Source organism: Methanocrinis sp., from assembly GCF_049974945.1.
In the GTDB taxonomy this organism is placed as follows: Archaea; Halobacteriota; Methanosarcinia; order Methanotrichales; family Methanotrichaceae; genus Methanocrinis.
The window spans coordinates 1-22,163 of the sequence record NZ_JBNGCU010000007.1 but is presented as its reverse complement, the minus strand read 5'-3'; the positions used below and the strand labels follow the sequence as shown (position 1 = coordinate 22,163).

General features: G+C 59.3%; 18 protein-coding genes and 1 tRNA gene. 17 read left to right on the top strand and 2 right to left on the bottom strand.

Features of this window, described 5'->3' with window-relative positions:
• The first annotated feature begins 80 nt into the window (after positions 1-80).
• From ACP5EL_RS01595 to gyrA, 7 genes are all read left to right on the top strand, one after another.
• A tRNA-Gly gene (locus ACP5EL_RS01595) sits at positions 81-173 on the top strand.
• A gap of 139 nt (positions 174-312) precedes the next feature.
• Positions 313-981: a helix-turn-helix domain-containing protein gene (locus ACP5EL_RS01590; protein ID WP_428400692.1), complete on the top strand. Its 669-nt coding sequence runs from the start codon at positions 313-315 to the stop codon at positions 979-981.
• Positions 982-985: 4 nt separating this feature from the next.
• Complete coding sequence (locus tag ACP5EL_RS01585; RefSeq protein WP_428400691.1) at positions 986-2,023, top strand: hydroxymethylglutaryl-CoA synthase; 1,038 nt, start codon at positions 986-988, stop codon at positions 2,021-2,023.
• 4 nt (positions 2,024-2,027) lie between these two features.
• On the top strand, positions 2,028-3,191 hold the full coding sequence (locus tag ACP5EL_RS01580) for a thiolase domain-containing protein (protein ID WP_428400690.1): 1,164 nt from the start codon (positions 2,028-2,030) through the stop codon (positions 3,189-3,191).
• A gap of 4 nt (positions 3,192-3,195) precedes the next feature.
• Positions 3,196-3,600 carry a Zn-ribbon domain-containing OB-fold protein gene (locus ACP5EL_RS01575; RefSeq protein WP_428400689.1) on the top strand — a complete coding sequence of 135 codons (405 nt, stop codon included), beginning with the start codon at positions 3,196-3,198 and terminating at the stop codon, positions 3,598-3,600.
• Between the two features lie 247 nt (positions 3,601-3,847).
• The gene (gyrB, locus tag ACP5EL_RS01570; protein ID WP_428400688.1) at positions 3,848-5,746 is read left to right on the top strand and encodes a DNA topoisomerase (ATP-hydrolyzing) subunit B; all 1,899 of its coding nucleotides are present in this window, start codon (positions 3,848-3,850) and stop codon (positions 5,744-5,746) included.
• Positions 5,747-5,757: 11 nt separating this feature from the next.
• Positions 5,758-8,145: a DNA gyrase subunit A gene (gyrA, locus tag ACP5EL_RS01565; RefSeq protein WP_428400687.1), complete on the top strand. Its 2,388-nt coding sequence runs from the start codon at positions 5,758-5,760 to the stop codon at positions 8,143-8,145.
• A 98-nt stretch (positions 8,146-8,243) separates the two neighbouring features.
• Here the strand turns inward: gyrA and ACP5EL_RS01560 are convergent, their stop codons facing one another.
• The gene (locus tag ACP5EL_RS01560) at positions 8,244-8,513 is read right to left on the bottom strand and encodes a carboxymuconolactone decarboxylase family protein (protein WP_428400686.1); all 270 of its coding nucleotides are present in this window, start codon (positions 8,511-8,513) and stop codon (positions 8,244-8,246) included.
• A gap of 611 nt (positions 8,514-9,124) precedes the next feature.
• Here ACP5EL_RS01560 and ACP5EL_RS01555 point away from each other — a divergent pair.
• Positions 9,125-9,670, top strand: a complete 546-nt coding sequence (locus ACP5EL_RS01555; protein WP_428400685.1) for a flavin reductase family protein — start codon at positions 9,125-9,127, stop codon at positions 9,668-9,670.
• Between the two features lie 69 nt (positions 9,671-9,739).
• Here the strand turns inward: ACP5EL_RS01555 and ACP5EL_RS01550 are convergent, their stop codons facing one another.
• Positions 9,740-13,852: an Eco57I restriction-modification methylase domain-containing protein gene (locus ACP5EL_RS01550; protein WP_428400684.1), complete on the bottom strand. Its 4,113-nt coding sequence runs from the start codon at positions 13,850-13,852 to the stop codon at positions 9,740-9,742.
• A gap of 380 nt (positions 13,853-14,232) precedes the next feature.
• Here ACP5EL_RS01550 and ACP5EL_RS01545 point away from each other — a divergent pair, with 380 nt between their 5' ends.
• From ACP5EL_RS01545 to ACP5EL_RS01505, 9 genes are all read left to right on the top strand, one after another.
• Complete coding sequence (locus ACP5EL_RS01545) at positions 14,233-15,417, top strand: ABC transporter substrate-binding protein (RefSeq protein WP_428400683.1); 1,185 nt, start codon at positions 14,233-14,235, stop codon at positions 15,415-15,417.
• A gap of 81 nt (positions 15,418-15,498) precedes the next feature.
• Positions 15,499-16,350 (top strand): class I SAM-dependent methyltransferase, encoded by an 852-nt coding sequence (locus ACP5EL_RS01540; RefSeq protein WP_428400682.1) that lies wholly within the window; start codon positions 15,499-15,501, stop codon positions 16,348-16,350.
• A gap of 42 nt (positions 16,351-16,392) precedes the next feature.
• Positions 16,393-17,178, top strand: coding sequence for a slipin family protein (locus tag ACP5EL_RS01535; RefSeq protein ID WP_428400681.1), 786 nt, complete (start codon positions 16,393-16,395; stop codon positions 17,176-17,178).
• Positions 17,179-17,193: 15 nt separating this feature from the next.
• Positions 17,194-18,291, top strand: coding sequence for a FecCD family ABC transporter permease (locus ACP5EL_RS01530; RefSeq protein WP_428400680.1), 1,098 nt, complete (start codon positions 17,194-17,196; stop codon positions 18,289-18,291).
• On the top strand, positions 18,288-19,169 hold the full coding sequence (locus tag ACP5EL_RS01525; RefSeq protein WP_428400705.1) for an ABC transporter ATP-binding protein: 882 nt from the start codon (positions 18,288-18,290) through the stop codon (positions 19,167-19,169). Before ACP5EL_RS01530 ends, ACP5EL_RS01525 begins: the two co-directional genes overlap by 4 nt.
• Before the next feature lie 12 nt (positions 19,170-19,181).
• Positions 19,182-20,009 (top strand): ABC transporter ATP-binding protein, encoded by an 828-nt coding sequence (locus ACP5EL_RS01520; RefSeq protein WP_428400679.1) that lies wholly within the window; start codon positions 19,182-19,184, stop codon positions 20,007-20,009.
• A gap of 87 nt (positions 20,010-20,096) precedes the next feature.
• Positions 20,097-21,185 (top strand): ABC transporter permease, encoded by a 1,089-nt coding sequence (locus ACP5EL_RS01515; protein ID WP_428400678.1) that lies wholly within the window; start codon positions 20,097-20,099, stop codon positions 21,183-21,185.
• Positions 21,186-21,313: 128 nt separating this feature from the next.
• Positions 21,314-21,559, top strand: coding sequence for a DsrE family protein (locus ACP5EL_RS01510; protein ID WP_428400677.1), 246 nt, complete (start codon positions 21,314-21,316; stop codon positions 21,557-21,559).
• 295 nt (positions 21,560-21,854) lie between these two features.
• Positions 21,855-22,163, top strand: a 309-nt coding sequence (locus tag ACP5EL_RS01505) for a nucleotidyltransferase family protein (RefSeq protein WP_428400676.1), incomplete at its 3' end; no start/stop codon positions are given.

Here is a 22,163-nt window from a genome sequence, read left to right as displayed (position 1 = left end):
GGAGGCTCTCGTGCGCTGGCGCCCGGTTGAGCCGCATCGGATCGAAAACGTTAAGTTCAACAAGAGGATGGTGGGTGTGAGCGCCGATGGTCTAGTGGTTATGACTTGGGCCTTCCAAGCGGCAGATCCCGCGAAGCAAGCCCAAAACCCGGGTTCGAATCCCGGTCGGCGCATCTCCTTTTATCGAAGATCGGCCGACCTCGTCATATGACGAACTCCTCTTCGTTAACTTTATATTCTAAGGGGGCCAGTCTCAGTCCCATGTCGGCCGGGGGGGATATCTCTGATATTCGAGGATTGCTCGCAGAAAAGATGGCTGGTGAGATAACTTTATCACAGAATCCCGGCGAGACCCTGAAAAAGTGGAGGAGAAATTTCGGCATCACCCAGACCGAGCTCTCCAGCCATCTGGGGATCTCGCCTTCTGTGATCAGCGATTACGAGAGCGGCAGACGAAGATCCCCCGGCATACTGATCGTCAGCAAGATCATCGATGCCCTGCTGACCATCGACGAGCTTCGGGGCAGCAGCACCGCCCGAACTTACTGCGCCATGCTCAGCGACGGCGGTAGCTTCGGACGGATATGCTGCATATGCGAATACTCAGAACCGGTCTCTCTATCAGAGTTCGTAGGTAGAATCGATGCCTGCGTCATCTGCGGGGACGCCGACATCACCATTTACGGTTATACGATCATCGACAGCTTGAGGGCGATTTTGGAGCTTCTTCCCGATCAGTTCCACAAAATATACGGCAGGAGCACCGCCCGGGCCCTGATATTCACCGGCGTCACCACCGGCAGATCGCCGATGGTGGCGGTGAGGGTCAGCCACCTCAAACCCGGCGCCGTGATCCTCCAGGGGATCGGGCCTGCTGAGGTGGACGGCGTGGCCAGGAGGATCGCAGAGCTGGAGCGGATACCCCTGCTCGCCACCACCATCTCGGCCGAGGATCTAGCAAAAAATCTCAATAACAGGTGATACTTTGCCCGCGGGAATAGTGAGCTATGGGATCTACGTGCCCAGGTACAGGATACGGGCTGAGGAGATCGCCAGGGTCTGGGGCGAGAGGGAGGATATGGCCCAAAACCTCAACGTCTTCGAGAAGTCCGTTCCGGACCTCGACGAGGACGCGGTGACGATCGCCGTCGAAGCCGCCAGAAACGCCATCAAACGAGCTTCCATCGATCCTGGCAGGATCGGTGCGATCTACGCCGGGTCTGAGAGCCACCCCTACGCCGTAAAGCCGACCGGAACCATCATCGGAGAGGCCGTAGGGGTCAACCACGAGCTGACCGCGGCGGACTTCGAGTTCGCCTGCAAGGCCGGTACGGCGGCGGTCCAGGCCTGCCTGGGCCTTGTGACCGCGAACCTGGTCGACCTGGGGCTCGCCGTCGGGACCGACACCAGCCAGGGCGCGCCCGGAGATGCCCTGGAGTACACCGCGGCGGCGGGGGCCGCCGCCTACATCATAGGCCGCGAGGACCTGGCGGCCGAGATCGAGGGCTTCTACTCCTTCACCACCGACACCCCCGACTTCTGGAGGCGCGAGGGGATGCCCTACCCCGAGCACGGCGGGAGGTTCACCGGCGAGCCCGGCTACTTCAAGCACGTCACCAGCGCCACCCGGGGGCTATTGAAGAAGATGAGGACCATCCCCGAGGATTACGATTATGCGGTCTTCCACCAGCCCAACGGCAAGTTCCCCGTGAGGGTGGCGGCCCAGCTCGGGTTTTCGCAAGATCAGATCGAGCCGGGGCTCGTCGTGCCCTGGATCGGGAACACCTACTCGGGCTCGAGCCTCATCGGTCTCGCCGCGACCCTGGACGTCGCCCGGCCCGGGGATAGGATATTTCTCGCGAGCTTCGGGTCGGGGGCGGGAAGCGACGCCTTCAGCATAAGGGTGAAAGACGGGATAGAGGACGTCCGGGATCGCGCCCCCAAGGTGAGGGACTACTTCGAGAACGTCCAGTACCTGGACTACGCGGTTTACGCCAAGCACAAGGGAAAGCTGCGGCTGTGAGATTATGAGACCTGTATCGATTATCGGAGCCGGATGTACCCGGTTTGGGGAGCGGTGGGACGATTCGCTCCGCGACCTGGTGGTGGAGACCGGCATCATGGCCATCGAGGACGCCGGTGTCGGCGGCGAGGAGATAGACGGCCTCTACGTCGGAAACATGAGCGGCGGTCGGTTCGTGGAGCAGGAGCATATCGGCGCCCTCATCTCCGACTGCGCCGGCCTCTCGAGGCTTCACATCCCCAGCACCCGGGTCGAGGCGGCCTGCGCCTCGGGGGGGCTCGCCCTGAGGCAGGCGGTCCTGGCGGTGGCCAGCGGCTACTCCGACGTGGTCATCGCAGCCGGGGTCGAGAAGATGACCGACGTCACCGGCGGCGTCGCCGCCGATGCTCTCGCCGCCGCCGCCGACCGGGAGTGGGAGTGCTTCTTCGGTGCGACCTTTCCGGCCCTCTACGCCATGATCGCACGGCTTCACATGCACCAATACGGGACGACCCGGGAGGAGCTCGCCGCGGTGGCCGTCAAGAACCATCACCACGGCAGCATGAACCCGATATCCCAGTACCAGATGGAGATCTCGGTCGATAAGGTGCTGAGGTCGCCCCTCGTCGCCGACCCCCTCCGGGTCCTGGATTGCTCTCCGATCACCGACGGCGCGGCCGCCGTAGTCCTGGCCCCCGCTGAAATCGCTCACAGGTACTCCGACGCGCCGATAAAGATCCTGGCGGCGTCCCAGGCGAGCGACACCCTCGCCCTCCACGACCGAAGGGAGATAACGACCCTGGACGCATCGGTTCACGCCGCCAGGAAGGCCTTCGACCAGGCGAGGCTGGGGCCGAAAGAGATCGACTTCGCCGAGGTCCACGACGCCTTCACCATAGGGGAGATCGTGGCCATCGAGGATCTGGGATTCGTCGAGAAGGGCGAGGGCGGCAGGGCCGCCGAGGAGGGGCTGACCGCGATCGGGGGCGAGATCCCCATAAACACCTCCGGAGGCCTCAAGGCCTGCGGTCATCCCGTGGGCGCCACCGGTATCAAGCAGGCCTACGAGATGGTCCTTCAGCTCCGGGGCGAGGCCGGAAAGCGGCAGGTCGACGGTGCGGAGGTCGGTCTCGCTCACAACGTCGGCGGGTGTGGCGGCACCGCCCTCGTCCACATAATGTCGAGGTGACGAGATGTCCACAGTTCCGAGATTCTGGAGACATATACCCCAGAGGTACAACCTGGTGGGGACCCACTGCGAGAACTGCGACGAGTACTACTACCCGCCGAGGACGATCTGCCCCAACTGTCGCAGGAACGCCAAGATGGAGGATCACAAGTTCGCTGGCCTGGGGACGGTGGTGACCTACACCACCATCTACAACGCCACCGACGACTTCAAGAGGCAGACCCCCTACAACCTCGCCATCATCGAGCTCTTGGAGGGACCGAGGCTCACGGGCCAGGTGATCTGCAGCCCCGAAGAGATCAAGATCGGGATGAGGGTGAAGCCGGTCTTTCGGATCTTGGGAAAGGAGGGGGACAGGGGCATAATATACTACGGGACGAAGTTCGTTCCGGTCGATGGATCGGTCTAGCTCGCTGTTGTATCTTCCTGCCTTTTCCGAGAATCCTGGCCGGTCGTGATGGGCCAGTTAAGGCTAAGTATCCGTAGGTCAATCCGTACCTTCCCGTATCGAGATGGCAGAAGAATCAAGCATTCGAATAAAACTGTCCATATCAAAATTTCGCAGTTGCCGGTTGCCGATTAGTCCAGGCAAACCGTTATATATAATGCGATAATTTGATTCTGGGTTATTTATGTAATCGGGGGTAAATCCGGTCTTGAGCGAAGTAATAGAGGAGTACGACGCCAGCACCATCCAGGTTCTGGAGGGCCTTGATGCCGTCAGGCGAAGGCCCGCCATGTACATAGGAAGCACCAATTCGGCGGGCCTCCACCATCTCGTCTACGAGGTGGTGGACAACAGCATAGACGAGGCGATGGCCGGCCGCTGCTCGGAGATCAACCTGATCCTCCACGCCGACGGCACCGTCTCAGTGAGCGATGATGGGAGAGGCATCCCCGTAGACATCCACGAGCATTACAAGAAGCCAGCGGTGGAGATCGTGATGACGATGCTCCACGCTGGGGGAAAGTTTGACCACAAGTCCTACAAGGTATCGGGAGGCCTTCACGGCGTCGGGGTCTCGGTGGTCAACGCCCTCTCGGAGTGGCTCGAGGTGGAGGTGAGGAGAGACAGTCTCATCTATTGGCAGAGGTATCAGCGGGGAAGGCCCGTCTCCGACCTGGAGGTCCACGGCGTCTCCGACCATACCGGAACGACGGTCCGGTTCAAGCCCGACCCCGAGATCTTCGAGAGCGTCGAGTTCAGCTTCGATACCCTGGCCAGCAGGCTCCGGGAGCTGGCCTTCTTAAACCGCGGCCTGAAGATCGCGATACAGGACGAGAAGACCGGAAAGAGGAGGGAACACCTCTACGAGGGAGGTATCGTCTCCTTCGTCGAGCACCTCAACAAGAACAAGGACGTTCTTCACTCGCCCCCCATCTACTTCTCTCGGGAGAAGGAGGGAACATCCGTTGAGGTGGCCCTTCAGTACAACAACACCTACAACGAGAACGTCCTCTCCTTCGCCAACAACATCAACACCCGGGAGGGCGGAACCCACCTCTCGGGCTTCCGAGCGGCCCTCACCAAGACCACCAACGAGTACGCGCGGGAGAATAAGCTCCTCAAAGACGATACCAAGCTCACCGGCGATGATCTCCGGGAGGGGCTGGTGGCGGTGATAAGCGTGAGGCTCGCCGATCCCCAGTTCGAGGGGCAGACCAAGACGAAGCTCGGAAACAGCGCCGTCGGCGGTATCGTCAGCACTCTCGTCTCCGAGGGTCTCTCCGAGTTCTTTGAGGAGAACCCGCAGGTGATATCCAAGATAGTCGATAAGGCGACCCAGGCCTATAGGGCGAGGGTTGCGGCCCGGAAGGCGAGAGAGCTGACCAGGAGGAAGAACGCCCTCAGCTCCGGCGGCCTTCCCGGAAAGCTCGCCGACTGCGCTGAGAAGGATCCCAAGCTCTCAGAGATCTACATCGTGGAGGGTGAGTCGGCGGGCGGCTCTGCGAAGCAGGGGAGAAACAGACACTTTCAGGCGATCCTTCCCCTGCGGGGCAAGATCCTTAACGTGGAGAGGGCGAGGCTGGACAAGATCCTGAAGAACAAGGAGATCCGAAACATCATCACCGCCCTCGGCACCGGGATCGGCGACGACTTCCAGCTCGAGCGAGCGAGGTACCACAAGGTGGTGATAATGACCGATGCCGACGTCGACGGCTCCCACATAAGGACCCTCCTGTTGACCTTCTTCTATCGGTACATGCGCGAGCTGGTCGAGGCGGGTTACGTCTACATAGCCCAGCCCCCCCTCTACCAGATCAAGAGAGGGAAGTCGACCAGCTACGCTTATTCTGACTCGGAGCTGGCGAGGACCCTGGAGGCGACCGGGGGGAAGGCGAATGTTCAGAGGTACAAGGGCCTGGGAGAGATGAACCCAGAACAGCTCTGGGAGACGACGATGGACCCCGAGAACAGAACGATGCTGAAGGTGACCCTGGAGGACGCCATGGAGGCGGACGAGATCTTCTCGATTTTGATGGGCGAGAGGGTGGAGCCGAGGCGCGAGTTCATCGAGGCTCACGCGAGGGACGTCAGGAACCTGGACGTCTGAGGTGATAGAGGATGACAGAGATCGACGTGGACATAACTTCGGAGATGAAGTCCTCTTACATAGACTACGCCATGAGCGTCATCGTGGGCAGGGCCCTTCCCGACGTGCGGGACGGCCTCAAGCCGGTCCACCGGCGGATCCTCTACGCCATGTTCGAGCAGGGGATGACCTCAGACCAGCCCTACAAGAAGTCGGCGAGGGTGGTCGGTGACGTGATGGGTAAGTACCATCCCCACGGCGACGCCGCCATCTACGAGACGATGGTGAGGATGGCCCAGGACTTCTCGATGCGGTATCCCCTCATAGACGGCCAGGGCAACTTCGGCTCCATCGACGGTGATCCCGCGGCGGCGATGAGGTACACCGAGGTCCGCCTCGCGGAGATCGCGGGAGAGATGCTGACCGATATCGGGAAGGATACCGTAGACTTCGTTCCCAACTACGACGACACTCTCAAAGAGCCGTCGGTCCTCCCCTCGAAGCTCCCCAACCTCCTCGTAAACGGCTCCACCGGTATCGCCGTGGGGATGGCGACGAACCTCCCCCCCCACAACCTGAACGAGGTGGCGGAGGCGGTCGTAAAATTGATCGATGATCCCGACGCCGACCTCGCCGACCTGATGGAGTCGATCCCGGGGCCCGACTTTCCCACCGGCGGCTACATCCTCGGAAGATCGGGGATAGAGTCGGCCTACGCCACGGGAAGGGGGATCATCAAGCTTCGGGCGAAGTCGGTGATCGAGCGGGGAGAAAGGCCGAAGATAATCGTGACGGAGCTCCCTTACCAGGTGAACAAGGCCAAGGTGGTGGAGACGATAGCCGACCTGATAAAGGCGGAGCGGGTCGACGGGATCTCCGACCTCCGGGACGAGTCGGACCGGGAGGGGATCAGGCTCGTCATCGAGCTTCGGTCTGGGACCAACCCCGAGGTGGTCATCAACCAGCTTCACCGGCAGACCCAGCTTGAGACCTCTTACGGCATAATCAACGTCGTCCTCGTCGACGGCCAGCCCGCGACCCTCCCCCTAAAAGATATCCTGGAGCAGTACATAAGCCACCGGTCCGAGGTGATCGAGAGGAGGACCCGCTTCGACCTCGACCGGGCCGAGAAGAGGGCCCACATTCTGGCGGGCCTCCTCGTCGCCCTCGAGAACCTCGACGAGGCGATCAAGCTCATAAGGGCGGCTGAATCGCCGGCCGAAGCAAGGGCTGCCCTGACCGAGGCCTTCGGCCTCTCCGAGGAGCAGACGAAGGCGATCCTGGATATGAGGCTCCAGAGGCTCACCGCCCTCGAACAGGGGAAGATCAGGTCCGAGGAGGCCGATCTCGAGGTAGCCATATCGAGGTTCAAGGAGATTCTGGCCGACTCGAGGCAGGTCCTGAATATCATCAAGACGGAGCTCTCCGAGCTGGTCGGAAAGTACGGCGGCGCGAGGAGGACCGCGATCATCGAGGCCGAGGAGGAGATCGACCTCGATGACCTGATCCAGGAGGAGGAGGTGGCGGTGACGATCACCAGCGACGGCTACATCAAGAGGCAGCCCCTCACCGCCTACCGCCAGCAGAGGCGGGGCGGGATGGGCGTCATGGGGGCCGATACCAAGAGCGAGGACTTCGTAACAGACCTCTTCGTCGCCTCGACCCACGAGTACATCCTCTTCTTCACCGATATGGGCAAAGCCCACTGGCTCCGGGTCTACGACGTTCCGGCCCTGGGGAGGACCGCCCGGGGCAAGGCGATCGTAAACCTCCTCTCGCTCGAGGCCGACGAGAGGATCACCGAGGCGATCCCGGTCAAGAGCTTCGACTCCGAGGGCTACATCGTGATGGCGACCTCCAAGGGTCAGGTCGTCAAGACCCCCATCAGGGCCTACAGAAACCCCCGGAAGGGAGGGATCAAGGCCGTGAACCTCCGGGGCGATAGCCTGGTGGCGGCGAAGCTCACCGGCGGCGAGCAGGACCTGATCCTGGCCACGGCCCAGGGCAAGGCGATCCGGTTCTCCGAGGGGGACGTGCGGCCGAGCAACAGGGGGTCGATGGGGGTCCGGGGGATCTCCCTTGAAGACGACGACAAGGTGATCTGCATGGACGTGGTCCGGCCCGGTGCCTCTCTCCTCACCGTGACCAAGGAGGGGTACGGGAAGAGGACCGAGCTATCCGAGTACTCGCCCCACCGGCGGGGCGGCAAAGGGATGAAGAACATCGATCCGAGGAGGGGGGAGGTCGTCGCCTCCAAGACCGTCTCCCAGGATGACGAGCTGATGATCACGACCAAGGACGGGGTCCTGATCAGGATCCCCGCCTCCGACATCAGGGTCCAGGGACGGGCGACCCAGGGCGTCCGGATCATGCGCCTCAAGCCCGGTGACGAGGTGGCGGCGGTGGCGCGGATAAACTGAGGCAGGTTCTGTAGAAGGGTCGATCTGATATAGGGTGGATCTGATATGCGATCTTTTCGCCTCGACCTTCTCTCCCGCTCTTCGCCTCCTTCTCCTCCTCAGATCTTCAGCTCGTCCAGGATCTCCAGAACCACCATCGATCCGTAGGCTGCGCCGGGTCCGCCGGACATGAGTATGGCCGCGCCCGTCGCCTCCAGGATCTCCCGGCGGCTGGCTCCAAGCTTCGCCGCCATGGGCACGTGGTTCCAGAGGCAGTACTCGCATCTGATGGCCACGGAGATCGCCACCAAGATCAGCTCTTTGGTCTTCGCATCCAGGGCGCCCTCTCTGGTCACCTGGTCATGCAGCTCCGTCAGTGCGCGGGTCACGTCCGGGATCTCCTCTCCCAATGCCCTAAATCGCTCTTGCACAGCATCTACTTTCTGACTCATGCTATCATCCAGTCCGGCATTAAGTGAACGGCCGTGACGAGAATTGAACCCGATTATTTATATTTTTTTGGTTTGTTCTCCGGATAACCTCAGATAAAGGTGCAGAACTGCAGCGTTATATCCGGCCGGGCGTCGCCCTCCGTCGGGAGGCATGAGGATGTCGCTAATTTTTTATACGAATCGGATTGAACGTAGCGCAATGTTCATACTCCAATGCAAAAGTTATAACCGAGTTCGGGCGGGTGGAGATGGAATCTGCGATTGAGGCGAGGGGCTCACCAAGGTCTACAACGGCGGGACGAAGGCCCTGGACGGGGTAGATCTCAGGGTCAGCCCCGCGCGGAGGTATTCGCCTTCCTGGGCCCCAACGGCTCGGGGAAGACGACCCTCTTCGACGGTGTGGTATTCGCCGTGGCGTCTTTGAGCTTCAGAATTGAAATATTATATACTTATATATTGTATATTGTATATTACATACTTATATATTGTATATTATATGTTGAAGTATTATAAATTGAAATTGAGATATCAAGAGAAGGTGATCGAACGTGATTCTGAAACCGAGTATGAGAGGACAGGTTCTGCCCATGCCGGTGGTCCTCATATCGACGATATCGAAGGAGGGCGTGAGAAACGCCGCCCCCTGGGGCTGCATCATGCCCATCCTGAGGCCCACCGACGAGATCGCCATCGCCTCCTGGCTGAAGCGAGATACCCTGGAGAACATCCGGGATACGGGCGAGTTCGTGGTGAACGTCCCATCCGTGGAGATGGCAGAGGCGGTCGACGTCTGCGCGAAGAATTTCCCGCCCGAGACCGACGAGTTCGAGGAGGCTGGCCTCGTTCCCCGCCCCTCTGCCAAGGTCGCGCCTCCGGGGATCGGGGGATGCGTCGCCTGGATGGAGTGCGTCCTCGTTGAGGAGATCCTCCGGGAGAGGTACTCCCTGATCGTGGGGAGGGTCGTCCACCTGGAGGGAAACGACGACTTCTTCGATGAAAAGGGCGGGATGGACTTTGAGAGGGCGAGGCCCATGTCCATGATCATGGGGCCCGACGGGATCTGCTACACCCACCCGGCCAGAGGGGATTGCTGAAAGATCTGGCGAGCAATCTCGCCGTCCCGGAGTCCCGAAGTCCCGGATCTAAGGCCGCCTCCCCTCCCCCTATCCCAGCGACGCCAGCCGATCGAAGGCCTCCAAAACCAGCCTCTTCGTCCGAAACTCGCCGTACCTCGCCTCGTCTTTCCTCTTCACGATGGGGAAGGTGTCGAGGATCTGGTGGAGGTCCTCCCGGTCGAGCTGGTAGAGATGAGCATACAGGCCGTCGAGATCGGCCCTGAGAGCCGCCCGCCTCTCCTCGTCCCAGAGGAAGGGCGCGGGTTTCCCCTCGCCGTCGGGGGGATTATCCGGGAACCAGCGGCTCCAGGTCTCCTCTCCCACCTCCTTCAGCACGTCCTCTGCGAAGGGGAGAAGGTCCCAGGCGGTGTAGGTCAGCTCCACCACCCTGGGGACGATGAAGTCGAGGAGCTCTGGGGTGTAGCGGTCGGGCGGGATGACGGGGAGCTGCTTGAGAATAAAGTAACTGAAATTATTTCCTCCAAGTTTTTGCCTGGCTACGAAGTCGAAGATGAACGTGTTGAGATTTGCGACTAGAGCACATTTTTCGATTGACCGCCTATTTGAAAATATGAATTGTATTGAATGTCCTGCTGCGACAAATGGAAGGATTGTTCCCAAGAAAGTACGCTCATTCGTAGAACTCGTCACATTTTTATATCCAAAAAGCCATGAACGTGAGGTGTCATCGGGGACATTATTTATTACTTCATCTTTCGAAACCCAATATCGAGGTACTACAACGAATTCGGGATTCGTATGCTCTTCGATTGAGGTGACATCAGGTTGACCTGGACGAAATAATCTCGAATTATCCTCAACAACATTTGCAGCACGATGATCATAAGGCATAAACATCTTAGCTTCATATAGTGGTAAATTTATATCACTATTTTTAATAAATACATTTCCTTTCAACTTAAAGCTGTTTGCAATTAGGTCCTCAGCTTTGCGAAATCGGTACGAGTCATTTGCCATGTGGAATATAGTGGCAAAACGCACATTCCACGAGTTTGTTTCAGTTTTTTCGTTGGCCATTACAGGTGCAGTAAGATAGATTTTGCGGGTTATTTCTGCGTCCGTTTTTGTTCGGAAAATAGGGCAAGTTAATGTGTTAGGATTAATCAGATTTAGGTCTTCTCGGGTTAAAGTGAAATGGCGTTTTTCGTCAGCTAAGTCTTTCATATTGTGCAGGAAAAAAGCAAAATCAGCTAGTGGAAATTGTGCACCTCCGGTCGTAGTCAGTAAAGTAAATTTCATTCGGCTATCTACATCGGGAAATAGCTTCTCCCGATTCTCGAAATCAAAGAGGCTCACAAGAGATTGTCTATCTACAAGATCCTGGAAGAAGTTCCGGTAAGTGTAATCCGTCGCAATCCCGCTGGGGACGATGATCCCGGCCCTTCCCTTGGATTTGACCAGGGACTGGGCCAGCTCCGCAAAGACGGCGTAGACGTTGACGTCCCCCACTCCGGTGAGGGGGTAGCGGCCCGAGTTGCGGATGAAGTTGCTCTCGTCCTGGCTCTGCTGGAGGGCGGCCTCGTACTCCGCTGCCAGGGCGGGGTTTGTCTCTGGGAGCCGGCCGATGAGCTTGCGCCTGGCGGCGGCGGTGGGGGCCTTGGCGATCTCGGGGTCGCGGGAGGCGAAAAACTCCTTCTCCTGGAGCTTGATCCTCTCCCAGGGCGGGTTTCCCAGGACGACGTCAAAGCCCCGGCCCTCTCCGAAGAAGACCTCCGGAAACTCCAGCTCCCAGTGGAAGAAGCGGACCTTTTCTGCTAAATTTTGGGCCTTTTCGAACCACTCCAGCCTCCTGATGCTGCTCCAGTCGGGGCTTGCTTCCTCGCTGAGCCGGTGCTGAAGGTCGGCGTACTCCTCCTCGTCCACCTCGTTTCCGAAGTAGGTCGAGAGCCAGACGTTCGCCAGCTCCTCCAGCCGCCTGGTATGTTCCGACCCCCTCAGCCTCCTGTACTCCTCCTCCTTCCACTTGACCGTCTCCAGGTCGTCGTCGGCCCGGGCGGTGAGGCCGGAGATCTTCTCGTTGTAGATCTCGCCGTGCCTCCTCAGGACGAACTGCATCCACCGCGCCGACTGGGAGGCGTCGGGGGAGCCCTTCGTCTCCCTCTGGCCGCTGGCGCCCCCGCCTCTGGCGCGCCGCCCGCCGCTCCCGCCTCTCCCCCTCGCCGCCGGGAGGAGGAGGACGCCCTTCATCTCCGGCCCCAGCTCCGCCCCGATCAGGCTGTTTCCGCACTTGAGGTGGTGGTCGAGGAAGCTCAACGGCTTGTTCGAGGCGACGGTGGTGAGCCAGAGGGAGAGCTTGGCCAGCTCGACGGCCATGGGGTTTAAGTCCACGCCGTAGATGCAGTTTCGGACCACCTCCCTCCTCGCCCACTGGATGTCGTGCTCGGCCACCTCCTCCTCGTCCTCCCCCTCGGGGGCGGCGGTCATCTTCGCCTGGATCAGGTACCGGGCCAGATGGTCGGTCGCCTCCACCAGGAAGTGGCCGCTCCCCATCGACGGGTCGATCACCTTCAGGGAGAGGATGTAATCGACGAACTCCTCCCCCTCTCCTGAGCCCATCATGCACTCCTCGATCTTCGGCCTGATCAGGGGGTCGATGGCGCTCTCCACCAGGTGCTTCACCAGGCTGTCGGGGGTGTAGTAGGATCCGGTGGCCTTCCTCTCGCCCTTGTCGGTCACCAGGTAGACCCCGCCCGGTGAGACCCGGTCGCTCGCCTTCGCCTTCTCCCTCGCCCTGCCGCCTCTGCTCCTCTCGTCCCCTCTTCCGCCTTCGCCCTCTTCGCCTCCCGCCTCCCTGGCGGGGACCCACCTCTCGGCCCCCTTCTCGGAGACCGCCACCATCTCCTCCTCCGCCGCCCTCAGCCGGTATTCGAGGAGCCCCTCGTAGATCGAGCCGAGGTGGCGGATCTCCAGGGAGGAGTAGTCGACGAAGACCTTCCTCTCGCCGCCATCCGAGCGGGCGAGAAGGTCGACCGCCTCCGCCACGAAACGGTCTCCGATCCTCCTCTCGGTGAGGAAGGGGTTCTTCTCCGGATCGAAGAGGCCGCCGTTGTAGGGCGGGATGTAAAACTCCTCCCTCGGAATTCCGAGCTTCTCGCTTCCCTCGTTGATCAGCCGGAATAGGTTTGAGAGCCGATCCCAGAAGGCGGTGCTGATCGGAAGCAGAGGCTCCCTCCCGTCCAGCTTCTCCGCCACCTCCATCTTCAGCCTCTGGAGGCTCAGCTGCCGGTAGTGCTCGTTCTCGACGTTTAGAAGGTCCCTGCTCTCCGCATAGAAGATGAAGAGGAGCCGGTAGAGGAGCCGCAGGGCGTTCTCCCTGATCTCCTCGACGAGATGGCCGGACTCCGCCGGACTGAGCCCCTCCGATCGGCTCCTCAGAAATCCCTCGGCCAGGACCTTCATCGCCCGGTAGACGTTCTCCTGGAGGTCGTCACCCACCTTCCGGGTGTAGGCTACGCTCCCCTCCTTCACCCGGTCCAGAAAGGACCTTCCGTCCCTTCCCGGAAGGAAGGCCTCCCGCCGGAAGAAGAGGTAAAAATACTTGAACTCCTCCGGTGACCCCCTCTCGATCAGGTTTAAGAGGTCGATCTCGTAGTAGCTGTCGAGCCGGTAGCTCGTATCCTGGTGATAGAGCCTCCAGCGCCCCCCGTTGGTCAGGATCGCCCACTCCGGCGGGGTGTTCCTAAGGTAGATGTCTATCTGGTAGCTCGGGTTCTGGATGTTGAAGCCGCCGACCCTCTTTTGGGTCTTATCGAGAGATACGTTCCAGGCTTTGGCGTCGCCGATGGCCACCGCCCTGAGATAAAAATCGTCGCTCTCCCTGCGATCGTAGGCCTCAGCCAGGCTGTCGGGATCGGCAAAGAAGCTGTAATCGGGCCGGTATGCTCCCCGGTATACCGACTCCTGGATCCCGAAATGGTGATCTAGAATTCTGAATATCGGCCTTATCAGGGAGTCCTCCAGCATCGCCTCGCTGCAGTTCTGGAATATCTTGATCCTCTTTTGGAAGAGCTTCTTTATCTCCTTGAAGGCCTCGCCGAGCCCCTCATCCTCGCGCCACTCATCGTTCTGCTTCACCCTTTCGTCCAGGTAGTAGTTGGAGAAGAGGTTGTGGTTGTTCCTGAAGACGGGGCTCTGCGACATCGTGATCTGATCACAAGAATATCGGACTGAGCGATAAACGTATCGCTTACGGGCGAAGATAGAAGCCGGATATTCTCGCCGAAAATAGCTCCGGCCTCCTCTCGCCCGACCCCATTTATCCGGTCGCGGCAGAGATGCCAGCGCACGATATCGGTCTTTGAAGAGGGTCATCCACCTTCACCGAGCTTCTTTCACATCATTTTCATCAAAAATGATAAATAGAGCTAATTATTCTTGATTACGTAGAATTTAGTCATAAAATAGGAGGTATAAAAACGGGAAAAATATGCAGAAACGAGGGAGAAATAGCTAGATCGCCCCTTACGCTGCTTCTCGCGATCTCCATCTTCCTCGCCGCCCCGCAGGCGGTCGCCCTCTCCGTGGTCGTCCCCGGCGATCTGGACGGCGACCTGATCGTCTCGGACGAGGAGCTGGAGGAGGCCCAGAGCTCTTACGACGACGGGATGATCACCTCTGAGGAGCTGGAGAAGATCGAGCTGATCAACGAGAACTATCCGAGGACGATCGTAGACACCGAGGGGCGGGAGGTGACCTTCTATAAGCCGGTGGAGAGGATCATCACCCGGGCCCCCGACAACTGCCGACTGGTCATCGCCCTGGGCGATGGAGAGAAGATCGTCGCCTCTGAGCAGGCGGTCAAGTCCTGCCTCTGTCCCACCAACTTCGGCGTCTTCGACCAGGGATGTCTCGAATGCTACAACACCATCCTCGAGGGGAGGATGCCGGACTTGCCGGAGACGAGCACACGATACGACATCTACTACGAGCTGATGGCCTCCCTGGAGCCCGACGTCATCATCACCTCCAGCGCCACTGACGTCGAGAACTTCGAGAGCAAGGTGGGCTGCCCCTGCGTCGTCGCCGGAGGAGACGGCTGGATCTACAGCCGCGACGACGGCCTTTACGGACGGATCGAGGTAGTAGGCGCCGTCCTCGACAGAGAAGAGGAGGCAGAAGAGCTGATCGCTCTCGTCGAGTCGAAGATCGACATGATAAGATCGGTGACCGACGGCCTGGACGAGGATGAGAGGCCCAAAGTCTACTTCGCTCCCCGAGGTGCCAAGCTCGGCTTCTACGACCCCAAGGAGGGGCGCGACTTCACCAGGACGTTTACAGACTACGATCCCCTGGAGATAGCCGGCGGCAAAAATGTGGCCGAGGGTGCTGAAGGCTACGAGATCAACGTCGCCGTGGAGCAGATCATCGCCTGGAACCCCGATTACATCTTCGTCGCCTGCAGCAATCCCGATGACAGAGAGGTGATAGATTGGATCAAGAGCTCTCCCGACTTGCAGTCGATAGCCGCCGTCCAGAATGGTGACGTCTACAACTGCTTCTATCCCCACTGCAGGGGAAGACCTCCAGATCGAAGCCTCTTCAACATGGTCTACATGGCCAAGCTCCTCCACCCCCAGGAGTTCGAGGAGCTGGACATAGAGGAGGAGGGGAACGAGATCTTCAAGGCCTTCCTGGGGGTTGACGGCGTCTTCACCGAGTACGCAGACTACCTGGTCTGGCCGAGGGAGTGGCTGAGCTCTCAGTAAACTTTGGCGATTTGGGGAGGGATAGACGACTGGTCCTCCCTTATTTCACCATTTATACAGAGATAAAATGGAGGAAAAAGATTGACCGGCATTATAAACTGGAACGAGCTTCGAAAGGCGATGATCTCCGAGGGGCGAAGGAGAAGAGGCCGTGAAAACTCCGGAGAGATCTGGGATAAGAGGGCAGAGGAGTTCAACAGGTCGACTAAAGGGAGGAACGAGCGGACAGAAAGGCAGGTGGCAAGCCTCCCTCTCGATTCTGACTGCACCGTCCTGGACGTCGGCGCTGGCACCGGCCGCCTCTCCGTTCCCATCGCAAAAATCGCAAAGCAGGTGACGGTGGTCGATCAGTCGAGAGGGATGCTCAGCTATCTCGAGGAGAACATGGCCGCAGAGGGGCTCTCCAACTACAAGGCCATCCAGAAGAGGTGGGAGGATGTCGAGATGGGCGTCGATATCGAGCCTCACGACGTGGTCATCGCCTCTCATTCCCTGGGGATGTTCGACCTTCAGGAGGCGTTGGAGAAGATGAATTCTGCGGCTAAGCAGAGTGTATACATCTTCACCGCTGCTGGCAAGTGGTTCTTCGACGACTTCGAGGAGGAGCTCTGGGAGCGGGTCTACGATAGGCCGCCGAGGCGAGGGCGAGGTGGCGGCTTTCGATCCGATTACATGCTCCTCTACAACATCCTCCACGATATGGGGATCTACGCCAACGTGGAGATCAGGGACGCAGAGCATGTCCAGCGCTACGAAAGTCTCGATGAGGCTGTAGAGCGGTGGAAGGTGAGGAGGGAGATCCCCGAGGAGAACGAGCCCCTTTTGAGAGAGTACTTGGCCAAAAATCTCGAAGATGGGAACGGCGATGGTCTCCTCTTCAGGCGGAGGACCAAGAGCGCCATGATATGGTGGCCCAAGTCGGAGAGCTCGTGATCTGCTGAAATTTCGCAAAACCGGATTAGGGAGGGCAGAAAAGTGGTATTTGACATCCGGCTCGTGGCGGGCTTTCTTGCCATCGGCCTGATATTATTTTCATCTTTGAAGATCACAAGGCAGTATGAGAGGGCCGTGGTCTTTCGGTTCGGAAAGCTCCTCGGAGAGAAGGGGCCGGGCCTCTTTCTGATAATACCGATCGTGGACAGGATCGTCAAGGTGGACCTGAGGGTCCGAGAGCTGGACGTTCCGAGACAGACGGTGATCTCCAGCGACAACGTCAGCGTCGACGTCGACGCTGTCATCTACTACAAGGTGACCGACTCGACTAAAGCAATCGTGGAGGTGGAGGACTACGGGGCTGCAACGGCGCTTCTAGCCCAGACGACCTTGAGGGACGTCCTCGGCCAGAACGAGCTGGACACGATCCTCTCCAACAGGGACGAGCTGAACACGGAAGTTAAGATCATACTGGACGAGATGACCGACCCCTGGGGGATAAAGGTGGTCACCGCCACCTTGAGAGACGTGGCCCTCCCCGAGAATATGCTCCGGGCGATAGCAAGGCAGGCGGAGGCGGAGAGGGAGAAGAGGGCGAGGATAATCCTCGCCGAGGGCGAGTTTCAGGCGTCCCAGAGGATGAACGATGCGGCCACCCTCTACGAGGAGAAACCTAGCGCCCTGAAGCTGAGGGAGTTTCAGACCCTCACCGAGATCGCTAAAGAGAAGAACCTCATCGTCGTCTCCACCGGCTCTGACGCGCCAAGGCGCTCGGCGGAGGATATCTGTGCGACCGCAGGGCTGGCGAGGGCCGTCGTGGATAGGTAATTCCGGGTGGTGGATATGGCGAAGACGGTGAGGCGGATCTCGACCCGGGCGGGAAAGAGGAGCAGGATGCAGGAGGCCCACGACTCCTTCGTATTCGCACGGTACTTCTTCATGGCGGCGCTCATCGCCTTAATCGTCCTCCTGACGGGGGTGATCATAACCCTGGGACCTCTGGACATATCCGTCGCCGAGGCCTACCGTGCCCTCATCGATCGGTTCTATCCCGGCCGCTTCGAGGTGGAACCTCTCACCTCGCGGGTCGTCTGGAACATTCGGTTCCCGCGGATCGTGGGCGGGATTTTGGCCGGGATCGGCTTTGGGGTCTGCGGCTGTGTAATGCAGGCGGTTCTGAAGAACCCCCTCGCCAGCCCCTTCACCCTGGGGATCTCCGCCGGGGCCCAGTTCGGGATCTCTCTTGCGGCGGTCGTAGGGATCTCCCTGGTCGGGGGACCCTACCTCCTCGTCGGCAATGCCTTCCTCTTCGCCCTCCTCTGCTCCTGCTTCATCATCGGGCTTGCGGCGATCAAGGGCGCCACCTCGGAGACCCTGATCCTGGCGGGGATCGCGGTCAACTACTTCTTTTCCGCCATGAGCCAGCTCTTCAAGTACTTCGCCACCGACGAGCAGCTCCGGCTAATGACCTCCTGGGGGATGGGAGACCTCTCCGCCTTCTCCTGGAGCAAGATCCCCCTCATCCTGGTCGTCTTCGGGGTCTGCATACCTCTTCTGATGCTCAAGGCCTGGGACCTGAACATCATGACCTCAGGGGACGAGACCGCGAAGAGCATCGGGGTGAACGCCGAGCACGTGAGGATATTCATAATGCTGGTCTCGAGCCTGGTGGTGGCCACGGTCGTCTGCTTTACGGGGACGATCTCCTTCATCGGGCTTGTAGCGCCCCACATGGCTCGGATGATCCTGGGCGGAGATCATCGGTTTTTGATACCGGCCTCGGGGATTTTGGGGGCCGTGGTATTAGTCGCAGCCGACGGCGTGGCCATGAACGTGATCGCCCCCACGGTGATACCGACGGGGATCATGACCAGCGTGATCGGGGTTCCGTTCTTCATGTATCTGATGTTGAAAGGTAGAAGGAGGGAGTTTTGGGCATGATGATCCAGCTCCAGGCAAAGAGAATCGAATTTGGCTACAACAGCTCAATGATCTTAAAAGACGTCAGCTTTGAGATCGGGCCCTCTCGTCTGGTGACGATAGTGGGGCCGAACGGCTCGGGAAAGTCGACTCTGATCAAGTGCATCGACCGGATCCTCTCTCCGAAGAGCGGGTCCATCCTGATTGACCGGAAGGACGTGACGAAGATGGACCGGATGGAGATCGCTAAAAACCTCTCCTACGTCCCCCAGAGCTCGGCCCGAACCTTCTCGTCTAACGTCTTCGATACCGTCCTCATGGGCAGAAGGCCTCACATCGGATGGCTCAGCAGTTCCGACGACGAGGAGAAGGTCTGGGAGGTGTTGAGGCTTCTGGGGATCGAGGATCTGGCCATGAGCGGATTTGGCGAATTGAGCGGGGGGCAGCAGCAGAAGGTCCTCATCGCCAGAGCCCTGGTCCAGGAGACGAAGGTGATGCTCCTCGACGAGCCCACCAGCAACCTGGACATCTGGCACCAGCTGGACGTGATGAACATCGTGAGCGACCTGGTCCGAAAGAGGAGGATGACGGCCCTGATCGCCCTCCACGACCTCAACCTGGCCTCGAAGTACTCTCACGGGATCATCATGATGAAGAAGGGGAAGATCATGGCCGCCGGAGATCCGGCCTCGGTTCTCACCCCCGAGAACATCGAGGCGATCTACAACGTGGAGGTGGCGGTGAGGTCCCAGTCCGAGGCGCCCTTCATCGTCCCGGTGAGGCAGATCAAGATGAACGGCAGCCGTCCTAACCACAACGGGAAGTTCTTTTCCAACGGGAAGAGGTGGTGCGGGCTTCCCCGAAGCTTCTCGGAGATCAAGGAGATCAGGCTATCGTGATTCTGGCTCTCGATGCGGAGATCTTCTGGAGGCGGGATCATCGGGGAGAAGGCCATTGAGACGCGCAGGCTGACCAAGACGTTTGTGTTGCCGAGGGGCTTCACCGACCTCGTCCGCCGTCGGCCCGCGATTGGAGGGATCACCCCGGTGGACGGGCTCAACCTCTCGGTCGAGAAGGGGGAGGTCTTCGGCATACTGGGACCGAACGGGGCGGGGAAGACGACCCTGATAAAGATCCTCTGCACCCTGATCCTCCCCACGGCAGGCTCAGCCCAGATAAACGGCTTCGACCTGGAGAGGGAGAGCGGACGGGTTCGAGAGTCGATTGGCCTGGTCACCACCGATGAGAGGAGCTTCTACTGGAGGCTCACCGGAAGGCAGAACCTGGAGTTCTTCGCCTCGCTTCACAACTTCTACTCCGACGAGGCCAGAGATATGGTCGACGATCTTCTCGGGGTCGTGGATCTGAGATATGCCGCAGACGAGCGTTTCCTCAACTACTCGGCGGGGATGAAGCAGAGGATGGCCATCGCAAGAGGGCTCCTCAACGATCCCTCGGTCCTCTTCATGGACGAGCCGACAAGAAGCCTCGATCCGGGCGCCGCCCAGGGCCTCCGGGATTTCATCGCTGAGGAGATCGTCGGAGAGCGGGGGAAGACGATCTTCATCTCGACCCACAACCTGGAGGAGGCGGAGGAGCTCTGCGACCGGGTGGCGATCTTCGACGACGGAAGGATCAAGGTCATCGGAAGCCCTGAAGATCTGAAGGAAAATCTTGGGAACGGCTCGAAGCTCTCCGACGTATTTCTGCATTATTCTGGAAAGAAGTTTGAGGAGTGAGGGGGCACAGCGGCTCCGGGATTCCGCGCTAGCCGAAGGGGATTTCCCCCCCCGGGGCGGCGGCCTCGGCCGGAGGAGGGGTGGGGTATGAAGGTGAGGGGTATGATCGTGACCTATCGGAAGGCCCTATCCTTTGTGAGGAGGAGCTACATGCTCCAGATGAGCTACAAGTTCGAGTTCTTCCTCCGGCTCTTCTTCATGTTCTTCAACATCCTCACCTACTACTTCGTCGCCAAGCTGATCGGGACCGCCGGGGCGAAGTACCTTGAGCCTTACGGCGGCGACTACTTCTCCTTCGTCCTCATCGGGATCGCCTTCTCGGGGTACCTGATGGTCTCGCTCCGGGGGTTCTCCGAGAGCGTCCGGGACGAGCAGATGATGGGGACGCTGGAGGCGATGCTGGTCACCCCCACCGACGCCTCGTCGATCATCACCCTCTCCACCCTCAGCAACTTCATCTTCGCATCCTTCCGGGTCCTCCTCTACCTCATGATAGGGGTCCTTCTGGGGGTGAGCCTTGCGGGCGCCAACACCCTCGCGGCGCTGATCATCCTCAGCCTCACGATCGTATGCTTTTCCAGCATCGGGATCCTCTCCGCCAGCTTCATCATGATCTTCAAGAGGGGCGACCCGATAAACATGCTCTTCATGAGCACCTCGGAGCTATTCGGGGGGGGTCTTCTTCCCCATCACCGTCCTCCCCAGCTGGCTTCAGACCGTCTCTCATCTCTTGCCGATGACCTACTCCCTGAACGGGATGAGGCACGCTCTCCTCCAGGGCTACACTCTGCGAGACCTGGCGCTGGACGTGGGGACTCTCGTACTATTCTCGGCGTTGCTCTTACCGGCGAGCCTCCTCGCCTTTCGGTATGCGGTCCGGAAGGCGAAGATGGAGGGGACGCTGGTGCACTACTGAGAAAAAGAGTGAACACAAATCTGGAATTCGGAAGGCCCCGCCGCCCAGAGGCCTATTTCCTTTTTTTCACCCAACCTGCCAACTTGCCCAAGGCGGCGCTCAGGTTTACGCCTTTCTCAAGCGTGATTTCGTGCTCGTATTGGAAAAATATGAGGGGTAGTATGAATTTCAACTTGTCAGCGGCCTTGAGCCTTGTGTCATCAACAACCTTCAATGACTGCTCGACATCGTCTGAACTTATAGGGCTTCGAAGTTCTTGATGCTGAATCTCCGATAATACTTGCTTTACCAGGTCAAGCATATCGTTCATTTGTTCCTGGTCGCTCTGATCGAGAATTGTGGAGATGATCGCTTTTCCATTTTCGCCCAGACGATCGAAGATCTTTTGTTGCATCTCAATCATTCCGCGCTTAATCTTGTCCAATTCAGATTAGCCCTCCTCAAGACCAGCCCCTACGGCGACAGGGTCGGTGAGCTGGCCGCGAGAGGCGTGCGATTCGTCGTCTGTTCGAAGAGCATCAAGGCCATGAAGCTGGATGAGGGGGAGTTTCTCGACCTCGTCGAGGTCGTCCCCACGGGAACGGGGGAGGTGGTGAAAAAGCAGGCCGATGGCTGGGCCTACATCCGGCCATAGATCCCATAAATGCCGGGTAGAGTGGAGATGGTAGAGTGGAGATGGGATAGAACGGAAAGGCGGCAGAGGGGACGGCTCGGATGGCCAGGGTGCCGGGGCCAGAGCCGATGTCCAGGAGCCGTGACTCGGGGTTGATCGCGGTTCCCGCCATCGTCCTTTCGATGTTGCCTAAACGCGATGAAATGGTAGCAGCATCCGAAAATATATTTATTTCATTGGCGATCACTATTGATGGAGGTTAGGCAAAATCTAGATGACGCCAGCAAACAAATACGCCGCGTTGGAGGCTGAAAGATTGGACCGCGAGGATGTCTTGAAGCTCCTTGAAGAGCTGAAAGCCGAGATGAAAGAGAAGCTGGGAGATAAGCTGGTCGGGCTCCTCCTCTTCGGCTCCTATTCGAGAGGGGATTATTCGGCGTCCTCAGACGTGGACCCGGTGATCCTCGCGGATGGGGAGCTGAGCCGTGCGGAGAGGGATCGAATAGACGATCTGATCGCTGTATACTCCCTGAGTCACGACGTGGTGATCTCGGCCATAGTCTATCCTTCGAAGACCTTCCAGGAGTACAGCACTCCTTTTCTCTTGAGCGTGAAGGAGGATGGG

What these genes read in the sequence shown, in the direction of transcription:
- ACP5EL_RS01575 (WP_428400689.1), top strand. Translation starts at nt 3,196, where the DNA reads ATGTCCACAGTTCCGAGATTCTGGAGACATATACCCCAGAGGTACAAC.
- ACP5EL_RS01550 (WP_428400684.1), bottom strand. Translation starts at nt 13,852, where the DNA reads ATGTCGCAGAGCCCCGTCTTCAGGAACAACCACAACCTCTTCTCCAAC.
- ACP5EL_RS01520 (WP_428400679.1), top strand. Translation starts at nt 19,182, where the DNA reads ATGCGGAGATCTTCTGGAGGCGGGATCATCGGGGAGAAGGCCATTGAG.
- ACP5EL_RS01530 (WP_428400680.1), top strand. Translation starts at nt 17,194, where the DNA reads ATGGCGAAGACGGTGAGGCGGATCTCGACCCGGGCGGGAAAGAGGAGC.
- gyrA (WP_428400687.1), top strand. Translation starts at nt 5,758, where the DNA reads ATGACAGAGATCGACGTGGACATAACTTCGGAGATGAAGTCCTCTTAC.
- ACP5EL_RS01525 (WP_428400705.1), top strand. Translation starts at nt 18,288, where the DNA reads ATGATGATCCAGCTCCAGGCAAAGAGAATCGAATTTGGCTACAACAGC.
- ACP5EL_RS01515 (WP_428400678.1), top strand. Translation starts at nt 20,097, where the DNA reads ATGAAGGTGAGGGGTATGATCGTGACCTATCGGAAGGCCCTATCCTTT.
- ACP5EL_RS01590 (WP_428400692.1), top strand. Translation starts at nt 313, where the DNA reads ATGGCTGGTGAGATAACTTTATCACAGAATCCCGGCGAGACCCTGAAA.
- ACP5EL_RS01580 (WP_428400690.1), top strand. Translation starts at nt 2,028, where the DNA reads ATGAGACCTGTATCGATTATCGGAGCCGGATGTACCCGGTTTGGGGAG.